Here is a 14578-nt window from a genome sequence, read left to right as displayed (position 1 = left end):
ATGAGAGAGCGAATCATCGACAATCTCACCGAACCGGTCGGTGGCTCAGAGGCTCTCTCTGCCGTGAGACGCGAGCGCTTTCTCGTCTATATCATGGGGCCGTACCGAACGTTCGATGTCAGCGCCCTACTCCCAGATGATGCCGATATCGAGACGGCTGCGCCCTCGTTCGCGACGTGGACCGAGGACAGCGGCGAGTATGCCGAAGACGACGTCCTGCGACTGCTGCAAGAGACTCGTGACTGCCTCCGTGAACGCGGGTTCAATGCCTTCCTCGCAATCGATGTCGGGATTCCACTTGAGGAGATGGACGCTGCAACCCAGAGTATCGCATTCGCACAGGCGAGTAACGTGACTGTGTTTATCGCCCCACAGGTTGGTGACAACCTGGGTGTCGGCATCGAGATTGGGAGTGTCCTCGAGGACGTATTGGCGACCGACGGGATGCAGGGGCCAGCGGCCGATGCGACACCACCGGAGCGGGCACGACGATTGATGGTGGCGACTGAACCATCAGTCCGGAGTGCGATGCTTGGATCGGTCAACGCGCGCTGGGATGCGAGTGTCCGGACGTTCACCGACGCCGCTGACTGCTGTCGACTCTGTGCGCAGTTCTGTACCCACATCCAGAACGAGGAACTCTATGGAACACTGGACCGACCGGATTGACTGTACTGGTCGCACTCGGCGGACCGGAGAACCAGCGGTACCGTCGGGTTCGAACGTTCGCCGAGTGTAACGGCATCACCCGAGAACCCACCTCGGACGACCACAGAGCTATCCGATTAGAGATCCAATATTATAGGATGGCAGATAATAAGAGCGGTCGAGACAAGCAAGCACAAGACGCTGAGCGGCGCCAGCAAGAGCGTGAGGTCGCCACAGAACTGGAGCGCGGCGACGAAATAGAGCCTCCGGTGGACGCGGCGGAACTCGCGGATTTCGAGGCGTCACTCGAAGCGCTGACGTTCCCGGTGACGGGGACCGAAGTCGTCGCGGCGATCGGCGATCACCGGATCGAATCGGCCGAGGGGAGCTACAAGATCGAGGAACTCGTACCGGAGTCGGACGAGGAAACGTTCGACTCTCCAGCGGCCGTCCGGGTGCAGGTCCAGCGACCGACCGTTGCCGCGGCCATGAAACGGGTCGTGGAAGCCAGCAAGACGCTTCCGAATACGGAGTTCAGTTGGTCACAGCGCAAAGCGTACGAGACGACCTTCCAGGAACTCGAAGCGATCGACGCCGATGACGACGACGAAGGGATTCGGGCCATCAGCGACTGGATCGTCGAGCGAATCCGCGACAAGGAGAGGCTCCCGTCGTCCCGGGCAGTACGCCGAGAAGCGGCGAAGTTCTGCCGGGCGAACGGATATCAGGTCCGAAACGACGAGTGGCTCGGGATATAGATCATCGCCCACGGTCGTTGCACTGACTGCTGTCACGCTCCAAGCGTGACCGATACGCGCCCGCTATCCAGTACCGGACTAATCCATTCTGTCTCGTGTGGCGCTGCTATGGGCTTTATTATGCTAACTAGTGTAACAATTGGTATGGCGATCGATATGGAGGTCCCGGAATCACCAGACCTCTCGAACCGAGGAATGCCACGCGAGTTCGAGTGGCAAGAAGAGACGCTCGGGTCGGAGGACTTCTACCGCGAGGACGTCGAAGACCTGCTCCAAGACGGTGCGTGGAAGGAGGGGTTCAACGAGTGGACCGAGTACACGAACCTCGACGAAGAGCAGGTTCGAATCATCAGCGACCTCGGCCTGTTCCAGGCGTTCGACTTCTACTGGGATCCAACCGAAGACCGTCTTCGCTTCGACGCCCCGACGATTCCGAACGACTGGCGGGAGCGAGAGACGACTGCGCCGCTCGATTCGAGCACGGTTTCGATGATCGACACCGCGCTGGAGGACCTCGGTCGAGCGGTACAGGAGATGCTGGAGACCTATCTCGAACGGAACGACGAAGCGTCCGACTATGGGTGGGGTGAGGAAACGTACGGCCACCGCGAGGAGTGATTCTCGGTAGTGGCGCTCGGTTTTTTTGTCAGCTCGTGATATGGTTAGTGGCGTGCCCTCCACCCTCCCAACTCCTGACACCCTCGAACGCCGACGCGTCGCCGTCTTCTGTCTCGTCGCTTTCGGCCTCGCGTGGAGCGTCGCCGTCGCCATCTACCTGACTGGCGGCCTCCGTGACAGTCCGGTCCTCGTCGAGACGCCGCGGATCACGCTCGCCATCGCCCTGCTCTCGACGGGGTACATGTGGGCGCCGGCCGTCGCCAACGCCCTCACTCGCTTCGTCACCGACGAGGGATGGACCGACCTCGGCCTGCGCCCTCGGCGCCGCGAGTGGCCGCTGTGGATCGCCGCGTGGATCGGTCCCGCACTCCTGATCCTCGTCGGTGTCGGCGTCTACGCCCTCCTGTTTCCCGCACGTGTCGATCCGACGTTCGGCACCCTCCGGGCGGCGCTCGGCCTCCCCGAGGGGACGCCACTCCCGCTCAGTCCGCCAGTTCTCGTCGCCCTCGTCCTCGTCCAGGCCGTGGTGATCTCGCCCCTGATCAACTCACTGTTCACCTTCGGCGAGGAGTTCGGCTGGCGGGGCTACCTCCTCCCGAAACTTCTGCCGCTCGGGTGGCGCCGCGCCGTCGTCGTCTCGGGCGTCGTCTGGGGCGTCTGGCACTGGCCCGTCATCGCCATGGGCTACAACTACGGCGTCGGCTACCCCGGCGCACCGTGGACGGGCCTGCTCGCGATGACGTGGTTCACCGTCGTCGTCGGCGCCTTCCTCGCGTGGGTGACGGTCCGCGCGGGGAGCGTCTGGCCGGCCGTCGTCGGCCACGCCGCCGTCAACGGCATCGGGAGTATCGGCCTCCTGTTCGTTTCGGGCAACCCGACGCCCCTCCTCGGCCCGGCGGCCGTCGGCGTCGTCGTCACCCTCGGCTGGGCCATCGTCGCCGCCGCGGTCCTGTGGCGCGACGAACAGCCCAAACGCCGATGATACTGGTGGCTGTACGTCACTCACGATAGTCGCCACCCCGGTGTGGCGACTACCGAGAACCAGTTACAGCCGCCAGTATGAGCCGCGCAGCCGCTGTTTCGGCTCAACGAGGTGGCTAAGGACGAGGGCGACGGCGCCGAGGCCAAGCACGCCGGCAAGCAGGCCGAACCCCGCGGTCCAGCCGGCGGTGTCGGCGAGCGTTCCGACCACTGCCGGCCCGAGTGCGCCGACGAGGATGTAGGCCGTGCGGACGGCACCGAAGCCGACACCGCGTTCGGCGTCGGCGAGGGCGTCGACCGCCCGCGACTGGACGGGCGGTCCCCACGCCATCGCGACGCCGACGAGCGCCACCGCCGGCACCGCGAGCGCGAGTTCCCCACCGACCGCGAGCGCCGTGTACCCGACGGCGCCGGCGGTGAACAGCGCGCCGGTGACGGTGTCGCGGCCGAAACGGTCGGACGCCCATCCGCTCACGGGCTGGAGCGCCGCGACGACGACGAAGTACGCCCCGAAGAGCGCGCCCGCTGCCGACAGCGAGAGGCCGTAGTGCTCGACGAGGAACGCCGGGAGGAAAGAGAGCGTCGCCAGCGCGGCGAACTCCCCGATGGCGGCTAGCGCGGCTGAGAACGCGACCGGTGGCCTGGTGAGGACGCCGACTAACGCGTGCGGTCGCACTGCCGCACCGCCGTCCGTCGCCGGTCGCCGTCGTGGCGTCACCGCCGTCGGGCCGCGCCAGAGCGCCACCCCGAGGCACACGGCGGCGACGAGCGCCCCGCTCCCGACGGCGACCCGCCAGCCGAAGCGTGCGCCGACCAGCGCTGCCAGTGCGGGTGCGACCAACCCCGCGACCTGACTGCCGACGCGGTGGACACCAATGACGCGCCCTACGTCGTCGAATCGGTCCGCGAGCAACGCCGTCGCCGGCGTGTAGTAGAGTCCCGCGCCCACACCGAGCAGGAGGGCGAAGGCGCCGAACGTGAGCGCCGAGGGTGCCGCCGCGAGCGCTAGCGCCGCGGCGGTCGTACACCCGAGCGCGAGGAGCACGACCCGGCGCGGCCCGTAGCGGTCGCCCGCGGCACCGCTCGGGACCTGCGAGCACGCGTACACGAGCCACATCCCCGTGAGAATCACCCCGATGGTTCCGCGAGAGACGCCAAACGTCCCTTGGAGCGACGGCACGAGGGGGCTGACGAGCAACTGGGCGAGCCGCACCGCGAAGTACGCGCCGACACACATCGACAGCGCCGCGTAGCGCTCGTCCCACTGTGGTATCGTCACCCGTGGCATCACTTACCACACATAGCACTCTATAGTGTTATATATTTCCCTCGCTACACCGCTCCGTCCCCGGCAGGTGATCGCACGTGGGTCGTCCGATGCCTCCCGACACACATCGATCCGCGCCGCCGACGCCCCCCGACATTTTGCCGTCAGCGCCCGACTTGTCCACCATGCGCGTCAACGAAGCCGACCTCGACTGGGACGTGACCGACCGCGAGGAGACGGGATTTCGCCGCAAGCGCCTCGCGGCCGCCGCCGGCGGCGACCAACTCGGCTGTTCGCTGTACGAACTCCCGCCCGGCAAGAAGTCGTGGCCCTTCCACTTCCACACCGGCAACGAGGAGGCGATGTACGTCCTCGCGGGGACGGGACGGCTCCGCACTGCCGACGGCACCGATCCGCTCGAACCGGGCGACTACGTGACCTTCCCGGTCGGCGAGGAGGGCGGTCATCGCGTCATCAACGACGGCGACGACACCCTCCGCTATCTGGCGCTCTCGACGATGGACGATCCGGACGTGACGGTCTATCCCGATTCGGGGAAAATCGGCATCTACGCGGGGTCGGCACCCGGCAGCGACGACCCGCGGACGGTCGCGGGCTACTACCGCCGGGACGACGACGTGGACTACTGGCTCGACGAGGCCTGACGGGTCGAGAGGGTGGCGAGCATCTCCCGCACCGCGCCCCGGTCGCGTTCGGGCGCGTCGTCCAGATACGCCGCGAGCGCGTTGCGGACGAGTTCGCGGTCGGTCGCGTCGAGCCGTTCACCCGCCTCGACCCGGTCGAGAACCGCCATGGCCCGGTCGGGCGAGCGGTCGGCCGCGACGAGACGCTCCACGTGGTCCAGCACCGCGGCGTGGAGCACCCACGCCTCCTCACGGGAGCAGTCGAGGCCGTCGGGACCGTGGCAAGTCGGGGACATGGTCAGTCACTTCGACGTAGGTGTATGAGACCCTTGTGGCCCTCCCCGTCGTGTGCGAATCGCGCACGACCCCGAAACTTATTGGAAGGCCGACAGTCCCGTCAGATCCTCGCCGAGGATCAGCGAGTGGATGTCGTGGGTCCCCTCGTAGGTGTACACAGTCTCCATGTTGGCCAGGTGGCGCATCGGCGGGTAGTCGGCCGTGATGCCGTTGCCGCCGAGAATCTCCCGGGCCACCCGTGACTCCTCGCGGGCCATCCGGACGTTGTTACGCTTGGCCATCGACACCTGCTGGGGCCGCAGGTCGCCCCGTTCTTTCAACTCGGCGAGCCGGTGGGCCAGCAGTTGCGCCGTCGTGATGCGGGTCGCCATCTCGGCCAGTTTCTCCTGTTGCAGTTGAAAGCCACCGATGGGTCGCCCGAACTGTTCGCGTTCCGTGGCGTACTCGCGGGCCGTCTCGAAGCAGTCGCGGGCGGCGCCGACCGCTCCCCACGCGATGCCGTAGCGTGCCTGTGTGAGACAGGAGAGCGGCCCTTTCATCCCCTCCACCGTCAGCACGTCTTCTTCGGGCACCCACGCGTCCCGGAGGCTGATCTCACCCGTGATCGACGCGCGCAAGGAGAGTTTCTCGTGAATCGCCGGCGTCTCGACCCCGTCGCGGTCGGTCTCGACGAGGAAGCCCCGCACCGGTTCGTCCTCGGCGCTCCGGTCACGCGCCCACACCACCGCCACGTCCGCGATGGGGGCGTTGGTGATCCACGTCTTCGACCCCGTGAGCCGGTAGCCGTCGCCGTCGCGCTCCGCGTGGGTCGCCATGGCCGTCGGATTCGACCCGTGTTCGGGTTCCGTGAGGCCGAAACAGCCGACCGCCTCGCCCCGTCCCAGCGCCGGGAGCCACCGCTCTTTCTGCTCGGCCGTCCCGTACGCGTGGATGGGGTACATCACCAGCGCGCCCTGCACACTCGCCATCGAGCGCAGGCCGGAGTCGCCGGCTTCGAGTTCCTGCATCAGCAGGCCGTACGCCCGCTCGCTCACGTTCGGCAGGCCGTAGCCGTCGAGGTTCGGCGCGTAGAACCCCAGTTCGCCCATCTCGGGAATGAGGTCGGTCGGGAAGGTGCCCTCCAAGAAGTGATCGGCGATGTCGGGGCGGACCTCCCGGTCGACGAACCGGCGGGCAGTGTCGCGAATCAGCCGTTCCTCCTCGTCGAGGTCGGCCTCTAGGTCGACGTAGTCGAGCATGGCGGGGCTGGGTGCCCCGGGAGCAAAACCCTTCGCTCCCGCTACAGGAACTCCCGCACCTCGGAGTACCACATGTCGTGGTGGTCGACGGCGTCGACCCGTTCCGCGATGTCGACGGCCAGCGCGTGCCAGCACCGCTGGGTCGGGTCGGCGGTGTCGAGGTTGTACTCCGCGTCCTTGCAGGTACAGCCGCCGTCCTCGATTATGTACTCGTCCTCGTGGCCGACGACGACGGTGAAGTCCCGGTACTGTTTCACCCGCTCCTCGGAGACGGCTTCGATGGCACGCTGGCCCCGGTCACCGTGGACCGAGAGGATGGCGTCGACGATGGGTCCGGATAGCTCTCCGGCCGCCGAGAGCGCCGCACGCCAGTCCTCCTCCTCGCTCACGACGCCAACCGTTGGGCCTCGGCGTCTAAAGGCGTTCGGTCGGTCGCACGACGACTGCACGACGGGCGTCGGACGACGGCCGCAGGCTACCGTTTCTCCACATCCGGGAATCGGCTACTCTCGCTTTATCTACCCGTCACGTCGGTACACCTGTAGAAACACCCATGAGTTCCGTTCCAGCCACCACCCGACGACGCGTTCTGCAGGCACTCGGTGCGACCGGCGCGACGGCCGTTGCCGGCTGTCTCGGTGCCCCCAGAGCCGACAGTGTAGCCGCCGAAACCGCTCCCCGCTCCCCAGCCATGAATCCCGCACGCCAACTCGACGTCGACCGTATCGCCGCCAACCCGACCGCCATCCCGCCGCCGATCGACCGCGACGACCCCGAGACCGTTCGCGTCGAACTGACGACCCGCGAACTCGTCGCCGAAGTCGAACCCGGCGTCACGTACACGTTCATGACCTTCGACGGCCGGGTTCCCGGCCCGCTGATCCGCGCTCGCGTCGGTGACCACGTCGAGATGACCGTCACGAGCGACCCGTCCAACTCGATGCCGCACAACGTCGACTTACACGCCGTGCGCGGCCCCGGTGGCGGCGCGGAGGCGTCGATGGTCTCCCCCGGCGAGACGAAGACGTTCACGTTCAAGGCGACCTACCCCGGCCTGTTCGTCTACCACTGTGCCGTCCCGAATCTGGATTACCACATCTCCAGCGGGATGTTCGGTGCCATCCTGATCGAACCCGAGGAGGGCCTCCCGGCGGTGGACCACGAGTTCTACCTCGGGCAGCACGAACTCTACACGGCGGGCGACGCTGGCGAGCAGGGTCACCACGACTTCGACTTCGAGGCCATGGCCGCCGAGGAGCCGACGTACGTCCTCATCAACGGCGAGAAGTACGGTATCGGCCCCGACGGCTACAACGAGATGCAGATGGGGACCGACGAGACGGCCCGGATCTACTACGCAGTGGGCGGGCCGAACTTCCTCAGTTCGTTCCACCCCATCGGCTCGGTCTGGGACGAAGTCTACCCGCAGGGTGGCATCGGGAGCGATGTCCACCGGAACGTCCAGACGACGCCCGTGTTGCCGGGATCGACGACCATCGCAACGCTCCACACTCCCGTCCCCGGCCCGATCAAGCTCGTCGACCACGCTCTGTCGCGGGTCGCCCGGAAGGGTGCGCTCGCCGTCATCGACGTGCAGGGTCCCGCGAACCCGGACGTGTTCGACGCCGGTGAGGAAGCCGCGGCCGCGGCGTCGACGCAACCCGCCGGCGACTTCGACGGCTGGTTCGACGACGTGGAGAACTACGACGGCCCCGTCGACCGGACCGGCGAGGACGAGGTCACGGTGCAGGTTGGCTCGCAGGCCAACGGCGGCGGGTTCGGCTACGGTCCCGCCGCCGTCAGCGTCTCCCCCGGCACGACCGTCCGCTGGGAGTGGACCGGCGAGGGCGGCAGCCACGACGTGCGCGCCGACGGCGGCTCCTTCGCCAGCCAGATGACTGCCGACGCCGGCCACACCTTCGCGCAGACGTTCGACGCCCCCGGGACGACGAAGTACTACTGCATGCCCCACAAGGCGATGGGCATGAAGGGTGCCGTCGTCGTCGGATAGCGGCGAACCACGACCCTTTTCGCCCCGCCCCGTCCACTCACCCCATGCGCGTCACCGAGGGTGGAGTCGAGTTCGAGGTGCCCGACGCCCGCGACGGCGCGAGCGAGGGCCGCGGTGAGGGCGTCTTCTACAACCCCACACAGGAACTGAACCGCGACGTGACCGTGGCCGTGCTCCGGGCCTACCGCGAGCGCGAATCCCGCGCCGAGACGTATCTCGACGCCATGACCGCGAGCGGCGTCCGCGCCTGCCGCGCCGCGAGCGAGGGCTGGGACGTGACCGCCGTCGACACCGACCCCGACGCCGTCGCCCTCGCCCGCGAGAACGCCGCGCGCAACGACCTCTCCATCACCGCCGTCGAACGCGACGCCAACGTTCAGATGCACGACTCCACCGTCGACGTGGTCGACATCGACCCGTTCGGCACGCCCATCCCCTTCGCCGACGCCGCCTTTTCGAACACGCGCGACTTGGTCTGTGTCACGGCCACCGACACCGCGCCGCTCTGTGGTGCTCACTTCGAGAGCGGCGTCCGCTCCTACAGCGCCGTCCCCCGGAACACCGACTACCACCCCGAGATGGGGCTTCGCGTCCTCCTCTCCGCGCTCGTCCGCACCGCCGCGCGCTACGACACCGCCGCCCGGCCCATCTGCTCGCACGTCTCCCGCCACTACGCTCGCACGTACCTCGAACTCGACGGCCGCGCGACCGAGGCCGACGCGTGTATCGACGAACTCGGCTACGTCCACCACTGCGAGGACTGCCTCACCCGCGAGGCGGAGTGGGGGCTGATCACCCACCCACCGGACGACTGCCCGGCCTGCGGGAGCAATCGGGTGGTTACCGCCGGCCCGCTCTGGCTCGGCGCCATCCGCGACCCCGACTTCGTCGCGGCGGTACGGGAACACGTCACCGACGAGATGGGCGAGGCGGCGCGCGCCCGCCGGATGCTCGACACGCTGGAGACGGAACTCGACGAACCCACCCACTACGATCAGCACCGCCTCTGCAAGGAGTGGACCCGGTCGGCACCCGCGATGGACGACTTCCTCGCCGACCTTCGGGCGGCCGGCTACACGGCGTCGCGCGCCCACTACCACGGCACGGCGTTCAAGACGAACGCGTCCGTCGAGGAGATTCGGACGGCGACGGCGGAGTGAGGCGCTCTCGGCGCATTTATCACGACTGAGACGGTCGCCCCAACCCCCAAATACACCGGTCGCGATTGGTGTAGTATGGTATCGATCACCGGACGCGTCGCCGTTGCCCTCCTCGTCACCCTCGCGCTGGCTGTCGGCGCGGCGCCCGTCACCGCTCAGTCCGACCAGCCCGCGTGGGCCGACGACCTCTTTGCCGACCTGCAGGACATGCAGTCGCGGTACAACGCCAACGTCACCGACGCCGAGATGAACTTCGCCGAACGGCAGGTGTACAACCAGCTCAAAGGCAACGTCGTCAACGTCTACTTCGTCAACACCGACGTGGCCTTCTCCTTCTACATGCGCCCCGACGGGACCATCGGTGACCTCCGGCAGTCACGGCGTGACGACGCGAGTCTGAAGATGGAGATGACCCGCGGGACGGCGGAGGAGCTGGTCGCGCGTGACAACCCCGTGCCCCCGTTCGTCGACGCGGTCCGGACCGGCAAACGGACTGGCGGCACCGTCCAGGGAATCGTCATCAACGGCGAGGACGGCAAGATCGTCAAGCAGGCGACGTGGACGGTCATCAACACCGTCAAGGGGCTGTTGTAGTCGCAGTAACAGTTCGACAATCACCCCTTGCATTTTTGACGACTGGCGGGGGAGGTGGGCGTGATGGTAGAGCACAGACGAACGCTGGATTTCAAGATCGCCTTCGCGATTGGGCTGGGGACGATGATCGCGGCGGGTATCTTCTCGCTCTCCGGGACCGCCGTCGCCGCCATCGGCAGTAGCGCCGTTATCGCCTTCGTTCTCGCCGCAATCGTCGCCAGCCTGACCGCCGCGTCCTACTCCGAGTTCGCGTCCATCTACTCGGAGAACGGCGGGGGCTATCTCTTTTCGGCCCGCACCTTCGACCACGAGACGCTCGTCTACGCCGTCGGCGCCATGCTCTTTCTCGGCTACACCGGCACGACGGCCTTCTACCTCGCGACGATGGACGAGTGGTTCTTCCGCTTCATCCTCCCCGAATCCCTGCATTTCCTCCCGCACGGCACGACGGGCGTCGTCGCGGCACTTCTGCTCGGCACCCTCAACGCCCGCGGTACGGAGGAGAGCGGCACGTTCCAACTCCTCGTCACCGGCGCGAAAGTCGCCGTCCTCGTCGCCTTCGTCGCCGGGGCGTTCACCTTCCGCGGCCCGACCGTCGCCCTCGACACCTTCGCCACCCGGTTCACCACCGACGCCGTCGGCATCGTCACCATCGCCGCCCTCGCGTTCATCACCTTCTTCGGCTTCTCCGCCATCGCCGCCAGCGCCGGCGAGATCATCGAACCCCGCAAGACCGTCCCGCGGGCCATCGCCGCCAGCATCGTCACCGTCACCGTCCTCTACGCCTTCGTCATCGTCGCCATGGTCAACTCGCCCGTCCCGGCCGAGGTGATCGCCCAGGAGGGCGAGACGGCGATGGGCCGCGTCGCCGCCGGCTTCCTCGGTCCGTTCGGCCGCTCGCTCATCGTCGCCGGCGCAGTGTTCAGCATGGTCAGCGCCTCGAACGCCAGCATCCTCGCCGCCAGCGGCATCGGCTCGTTGATGGGCCGACAGGGGCAGGCGCCCCGTCCCTTCTCCCGCATCCACACCCGCTACGGCACGCCGTTCTGGAGCGTGATGGCGACGACGACCACCATCGTCGCCATGATCGCCGTCTTCATCGGCCTCTTTCCGGCGGAGGGCGGCCTCGTACCGGTCGACATCACCGTCTCCCTCCCGGCGCTCGGTCGTCTCACCCTGACCGAACTCGGTCTCACGACGCTGACCGGGTTCGCCACGCTCAACCTCCTCCTCCCGCTCTCCGTCGTCAACGCCGCGCTCGTCTACTCCCGGCGGCGCTTCCCCGACCTCGAACGCGGCTTCCGCGTGCCCGGCGTCCCCGTGGTGCCGGTCCTCGGCATCCTCGCCAACATCGCGCTCATCTACAACCTCCCGGTCAAGGGCGTGATCGTCGGCCTCCTCCTCGTGGTCGTGATGCTCGTCGCGTACCTCGTCTGGGGCGGTGCGCCCGACATCGAGGAGATGTTCGAACAGGTGGTGCCGGCGTCCCGACCCACGGGTGCGGCGGCCGGCACTGGGACGGACGGAGAGGAAGAAGCGGCGGGCGAGCGCCACCGCATCCTCGTCGCCGTCGCGCGCCCGGAACGGGCGGCGAAGTACACCGAACTCGCGGCGACGCTCGGTCGCCTCCGGAGCGACGACCCGCTCGTACAGGTCGTCAACGTCACCCACATACCCGACCAGACGCCGTGGGAGATCGTCGAGGACACCGCCCGCCTGCGGACCGAACGCATCGAGTCCCAGCTCGCGGACGCGGATATCGACGCCGACTACACCGTCGAGGGACACGTCTGTCAGGACGTTGCCTTCGACATCGTCCAGACCGCCCGCGACGACGGCGCCGACCTGATCCTCATGGGCTACCCCGAGGAACACACCGGGATCGCTGAGCAGGTGGAGTACACGTCGCCCTGTGGCGTCCTCTTTGCCAGCGGCGTCTCCGACCCGGACACGAGCGTCGTCAACATCGGTGCTGGCGGGGGACCGCACCACCTCGACCTCCTGCCGCTGATCGAGCGGATGGGGCAGGAAGGCTCGGCACTCCACGTGATCAACGTCACGCCCGAGGGGTCCCGCGGCCGTGCGGAGAACGCCGAGACGACCATCTCGCGGCTCTCCGGCGTCTCCACCGTCGAGGTGCAGAACGTCACCGCCGCAACCGTCGCCGAGGGCCTCGTCACCACCGCCGCCGACAACGGCGGCATCCTCATCATCGGCGCCACCCGCACCCGGCGGCTCCGGCGGTGGATATTCGGGAGTACGCCGGATCGCGTCATCGAACTCGCCAAGGGCGTCGACCTGCCCGTCCTCGTCTACGCGAGTCCGCGCGGCGTCCACGGGCCCATCGAGGACTACATCTACCCCGTCTACCGCGCCCTCACGGGGCGGCGGCGCGGCCCGGCCAACGACTCCGGGTCGTCGTCGACGGCCGAGAGCGAGTCGCGGTGACGCCGGCTTTCAGTAGCGATTTGTGTCCCGACGTCCTCGTGCGTAGCCAATGAGCGTACAAGCCGAATTCGATCGGTGGGCGGCGGCCGGGAAAGATCGAGGCATGGAGGAGCGCCACTGGCACACGGCCAAACACGCGCTCGCCCGGATGCCCGTCGAAGCCGGCGAGACGGTACTCGATCTCGGCACCGGGTCGGGCTACGCGCTCCGCGCGCTCCGCGAGACGCGGGACGTAGGCCACAGCGTCGGCCTCGACGCCTCGGGCGAGATGGTCCACAACGCGCGGTCGTACACCGACGACGATTTGCTCGACTTCCTCCGCGGCGACTTCCAGCATCTCCCCTTCCGGGACGACAGCGTCGACCACGTGTGGTCGATGGAGGCGTTCTACTACGCCCGAGAGCCCATCACGGTCCTCCGGGAAATCCGCCGCATCCTCCGCCCCGGCGGCACGTTCTTCTGCGCGGTGAACTTCTTCGAAGAGAGCGAACACACCCACCACTGGCAGGAGCAAGTCGGCGTCGACATGCAGTTGTGGGACCGTCAGCAGTACCGCGAGGCCTTCCGCGAGGCGGGCCTCCACGTGGCCGAACAGGATACGATTCCCGACCGCGAGATCGAGATTCCGCCGGCTGACGCGTTCCCCACGGAAGACTGGGAGCGCCGCGAGGACATGGTCGACCGCTACCGGACGTGGGGGACGCTCCTGACGGTCGGCGTGGCGCCGTAGCTGTCGTCGCCACTTCTCGCCTATTTTGGAAAGATTCTAGAGACACTCGCGCCGAACTCCGGCCTAATCTTGAAAAATTGATATATTCCGATTCGGCGTATCCTCGCTCGATCATGCGACCACAGACCACGAGACGGCGATATCTCGCCGCAACGACGGCGGCGCTGACGACCGGTGTACTGGCTGGCTGTACGGGGAACGGCACCGACGGTGGGCAGGGAGCGACGGCGACGGAGATGGACGACGGGATGGAGACGACCACGACGGGCGGGATGGACGACAGCATGGGTGGCGAACCCATGGACCCCGACACCTCTCCTCGCGTCGAAATCGACCGGTTCAGCGAAGACGCAGGCATGCTGATGGTCCGCACCGCCGACAACGGCCTGCCGGGTCCCGACGAAGCTATCGACTTCGATCAGGGCCCCTTCGTCACCCGCGGACTCGGCCCGGACGGTGCGCCGGTGACGTACTACAACTTCGACGTGCAGTCGACGACACCCGCACCGATCTACGTCCTCTTCCACGAGGGCGAGGACACCCCGGTCGAGGGGCAACTCAACGTCGTCGACGTGGTTCCCGGCGACGACGGCTACAACGACTTCTGGCAGGTCCACCGGGTGACCGTGCCCGAGGACTACGTGGCCAACACGGTGACCAGTCGACACGACATCCAGGCCGCCGGCTACGACGTGTCCGCGACCGAGACACTAGTGAACTGCCCGGTCGTGCCGGACGGGTCGACAGCCACCATGCGACTCGGCGACGACCCCACGGGACTGGTCGAGGGCTGGTACCAGGGGCAGGTGGTGTCGTACTTCCAGTTCACCGAGGCCCCCCTCACGGCGGCCGGCGGCAGCGTGCCGGTGTCACCGATCTACGTCGCGTTCAACACGAATCCCGGCGAGGACGGTGGCGGTCCAGCCTCCGGCTTCGTGACCGAGGCCGGGAGCGACCGGACACACAACGTGGTCGCCACCGTGCCCGGCGACGACGGCTACTCGCCGCTCTGGTCGGTGAACGTCTACGACAACGCCGACTTCGACCGCGTGTCCGATCTGGCGTCGGCCACGGACGCCGAGTTGCTGGCCGGGGGCGTGGCCACCGTCAACTGCCCCCTCGTCGCCGTCTGATCTTCCGGTCGCCGCGTTGGTGACGCTCTTTTATCCGTCCGCGTGCAACCG

15 protein-coding genes and 1 pseudogene are annotated in these 14578 nt (G+C 67.5%); 12 read left to right on the top strand and 4 right to left on the bottom strand.

Annotated elements, in window-relative coordinates; genetic code table 11:
- The 4 genes from DU502_RS17760 (at nt 1) to DU502_RS17745 (ending at nt 3006) form a co-directional block, all read left to right on the top strand.
- Nucleotides 1-669, top strand: coding sequence for a DUF7509 family protein (locus DU502_RS17760; protein ID WP_121921309.1), 669 nt, complete (start codon nt 1-3; stop codon nt 667-669).
- A gap of 137 nt (nt 670-806) precedes the next feature.
- Nucleotides 807-1406, top strand: a complete 600-nt coding sequence (locus DU502_RS17755; RefSeq protein ID WP_121921310.1) for a DUF5789 family protein — start codon at nt 807-809, stop codon at nt 1404-1406.
- A gap of 195 nt (nt 1407-1601) precedes the next feature.
- Complete coding sequence (locus tag DU502_RS17750) at nt 1602-2024, top strand: hypothetical protein (RefSeq protein ID WP_121921456.1); 423 nt, start codon at nt 1602-1604, stop codon at nt 2022-2024.
- 52 nt (nt 2025-2076) lie between these two features.
- Nucleotides 2077-3006 (top strand): CPBP family intramembrane glutamic endopeptidase, encoded by a 930-nt coding sequence (locus tag DU502_RS17745; protein ID WP_241966824.1) that lies wholly within the window; start codon nt 2077-2079, stop codon nt 3004-3006.
- A gap of 63 nt (nt 3007-3069) precedes the next feature.
- Here DU502_RS17745 and DU502_RS17740 read toward each other — a convergent pair whose 3' ends face one another.
- A complete protein-coding gene (locus DU502_RS17740; protein ID WP_121921312.1) occupies nt 3070-4293 on the bottom strand; it encodes an MFS transporter in 1224 nt (407 codons plus the stop codon).
- Nucleotides 4294-4457: 164 nt separating this feature from the next.
- Here DU502_RS17740 and DU502_RS17735 point away from each other — a divergent pair, with 164 nt between their 5' ends.
- On the top strand, nt 4458-4937 hold the full coding sequence (locus DU502_RS17735; protein ID WP_121921313.1) for a cupin domain-containing protein: 480 nt from the start codon (nt 4458-4460) through the stop codon (nt 4935-4937).
- Here the strand turns inward: DU502_RS17735 and DU502_RS17730 are convergent.
- From DU502_RS17730 to DU502_RS17720, 3 genes are all read right to left on the bottom strand, one after another.
- Nucleotides 4916-5212, bottom strand: coding sequence for a DUF7853 family protein (locus DU502_RS17730; protein WP_121921314.1), 297 nt, complete (start codon nt 5210-5212; stop codon nt 4916-4918). The genes DU502_RS17735 and DU502_RS17730 overlap by 22 nt on opposite strands.
- Nucleotides 5213-5290: 78 nt before the next feature.
- Nucleotides 5291-6451, bottom strand: coding sequence for an acyl-CoA dehydrogenase family protein (locus tag DU502_RS17725; protein ID WP_121921315.1), 1161 nt, complete (start codon nt 6449-6451; stop codon nt 5291-5293).
- Between the two features lie 41 nt (nt 6452-6492).
- Nucleotides 6493-6840, bottom strand: coding sequence for a hypothetical protein (locus DU502_RS17720; RefSeq protein WP_121921316.1), 348 nt, complete (start codon nt 6838-6840; stop codon nt 6493-6495).
- Between the two features lie 164 nt (nt 6841-7004).
- On the opposite strand from DU502_RS17720, the pseudogene nirK reads away from it, so the two are divergent.
- The 7 genes and pseudogenes from nirK to DU502_RS17690 all read left to right on the top strand — a co-directional run.
- Nucleotides 7005-8084: pseudogene (gene nirK / locus DU502_RS17715) on the top strand (copper-containing nitrite reductase); the annotation flags it as partial.
- Nucleotides 8067-8462 carry a halocyanin domain-containing protein gene (locus tag DU502_RS18800; protein ID WP_243695931.1) on the top strand — a complete coding sequence of 132 codons (396 nt, stop codon included), beginning with the start codon at nt 8067-8069 and terminating at the stop codon, nt 8460-8462. The pseudogene nirK and the gene DU502_RS18800, both read left to right, overlap by 18 nt.
- Nucleotides 8463-8506: 44 nt before the next feature.
- Complete coding sequence (locus DU502_RS17710) at nt 8507-9622, top strand: tRNA (guanine(26)-N(2))-dimethyltransferase (RefSeq protein WP_121921317.1); 1116 nt, start codon at nt 8507-8509, stop codon at nt 9620-9622.
- Between the two features lie 75 nt (nt 9623-9697).
- Complete coding sequence (locus tag DU502_RS17705) at nt 9698-10216, top strand: hypothetical protein (RefSeq protein WP_121921318.1); 519 nt, start codon at nt 9698-9700, stop codon at nt 10214-10216.
- 63 nt (nt 10217-10279) lie between these two features.
- Nucleotides 10280-12664 (top strand): amino acid permease, encoded by a 2385-nt coding sequence (locus tag DU502_RS17700; RefSeq protein ID WP_121921319.1) that lies wholly within the window; start codon nt 10280-10282, stop codon nt 12662-12664.
- 49 nt (nt 12665-12713) lie between these two features.
- Nucleotides 12714-13394 (top strand): class I SAM-dependent methyltransferase, encoded by a 681-nt coding sequence (locus DU502_RS17695; RefSeq protein WP_121921320.1) that lies wholly within the window; start codon nt 12714-12716, stop codon nt 13392-13394.
- Between the two features lie 113 nt (nt 13395-13507).
- Complete coding sequence (locus DU502_RS17690) at nt 13508-14527, top strand: hypothetical protein (protein WP_121921321.1); 1020 nt, start codon at nt 13508-13510, stop codon at nt 14525-14527.
- The last annotated feature ends 51 nt before the right edge of the window (nt 14528-14578 follow it).

Source organism: Haloplanus aerogenes, from assembly GCF_003856835.1.
GTDB lineage: Archaea > Halobacteriota > Halobacteria > Halobacteriales > Haloferacaceae > Haloplanus > Haloplanus aerogenes.
Note: the sequence above shows the minus strand (reverse complement) of the source record. Positions and strands in the feature narration are given on the sequence as shown.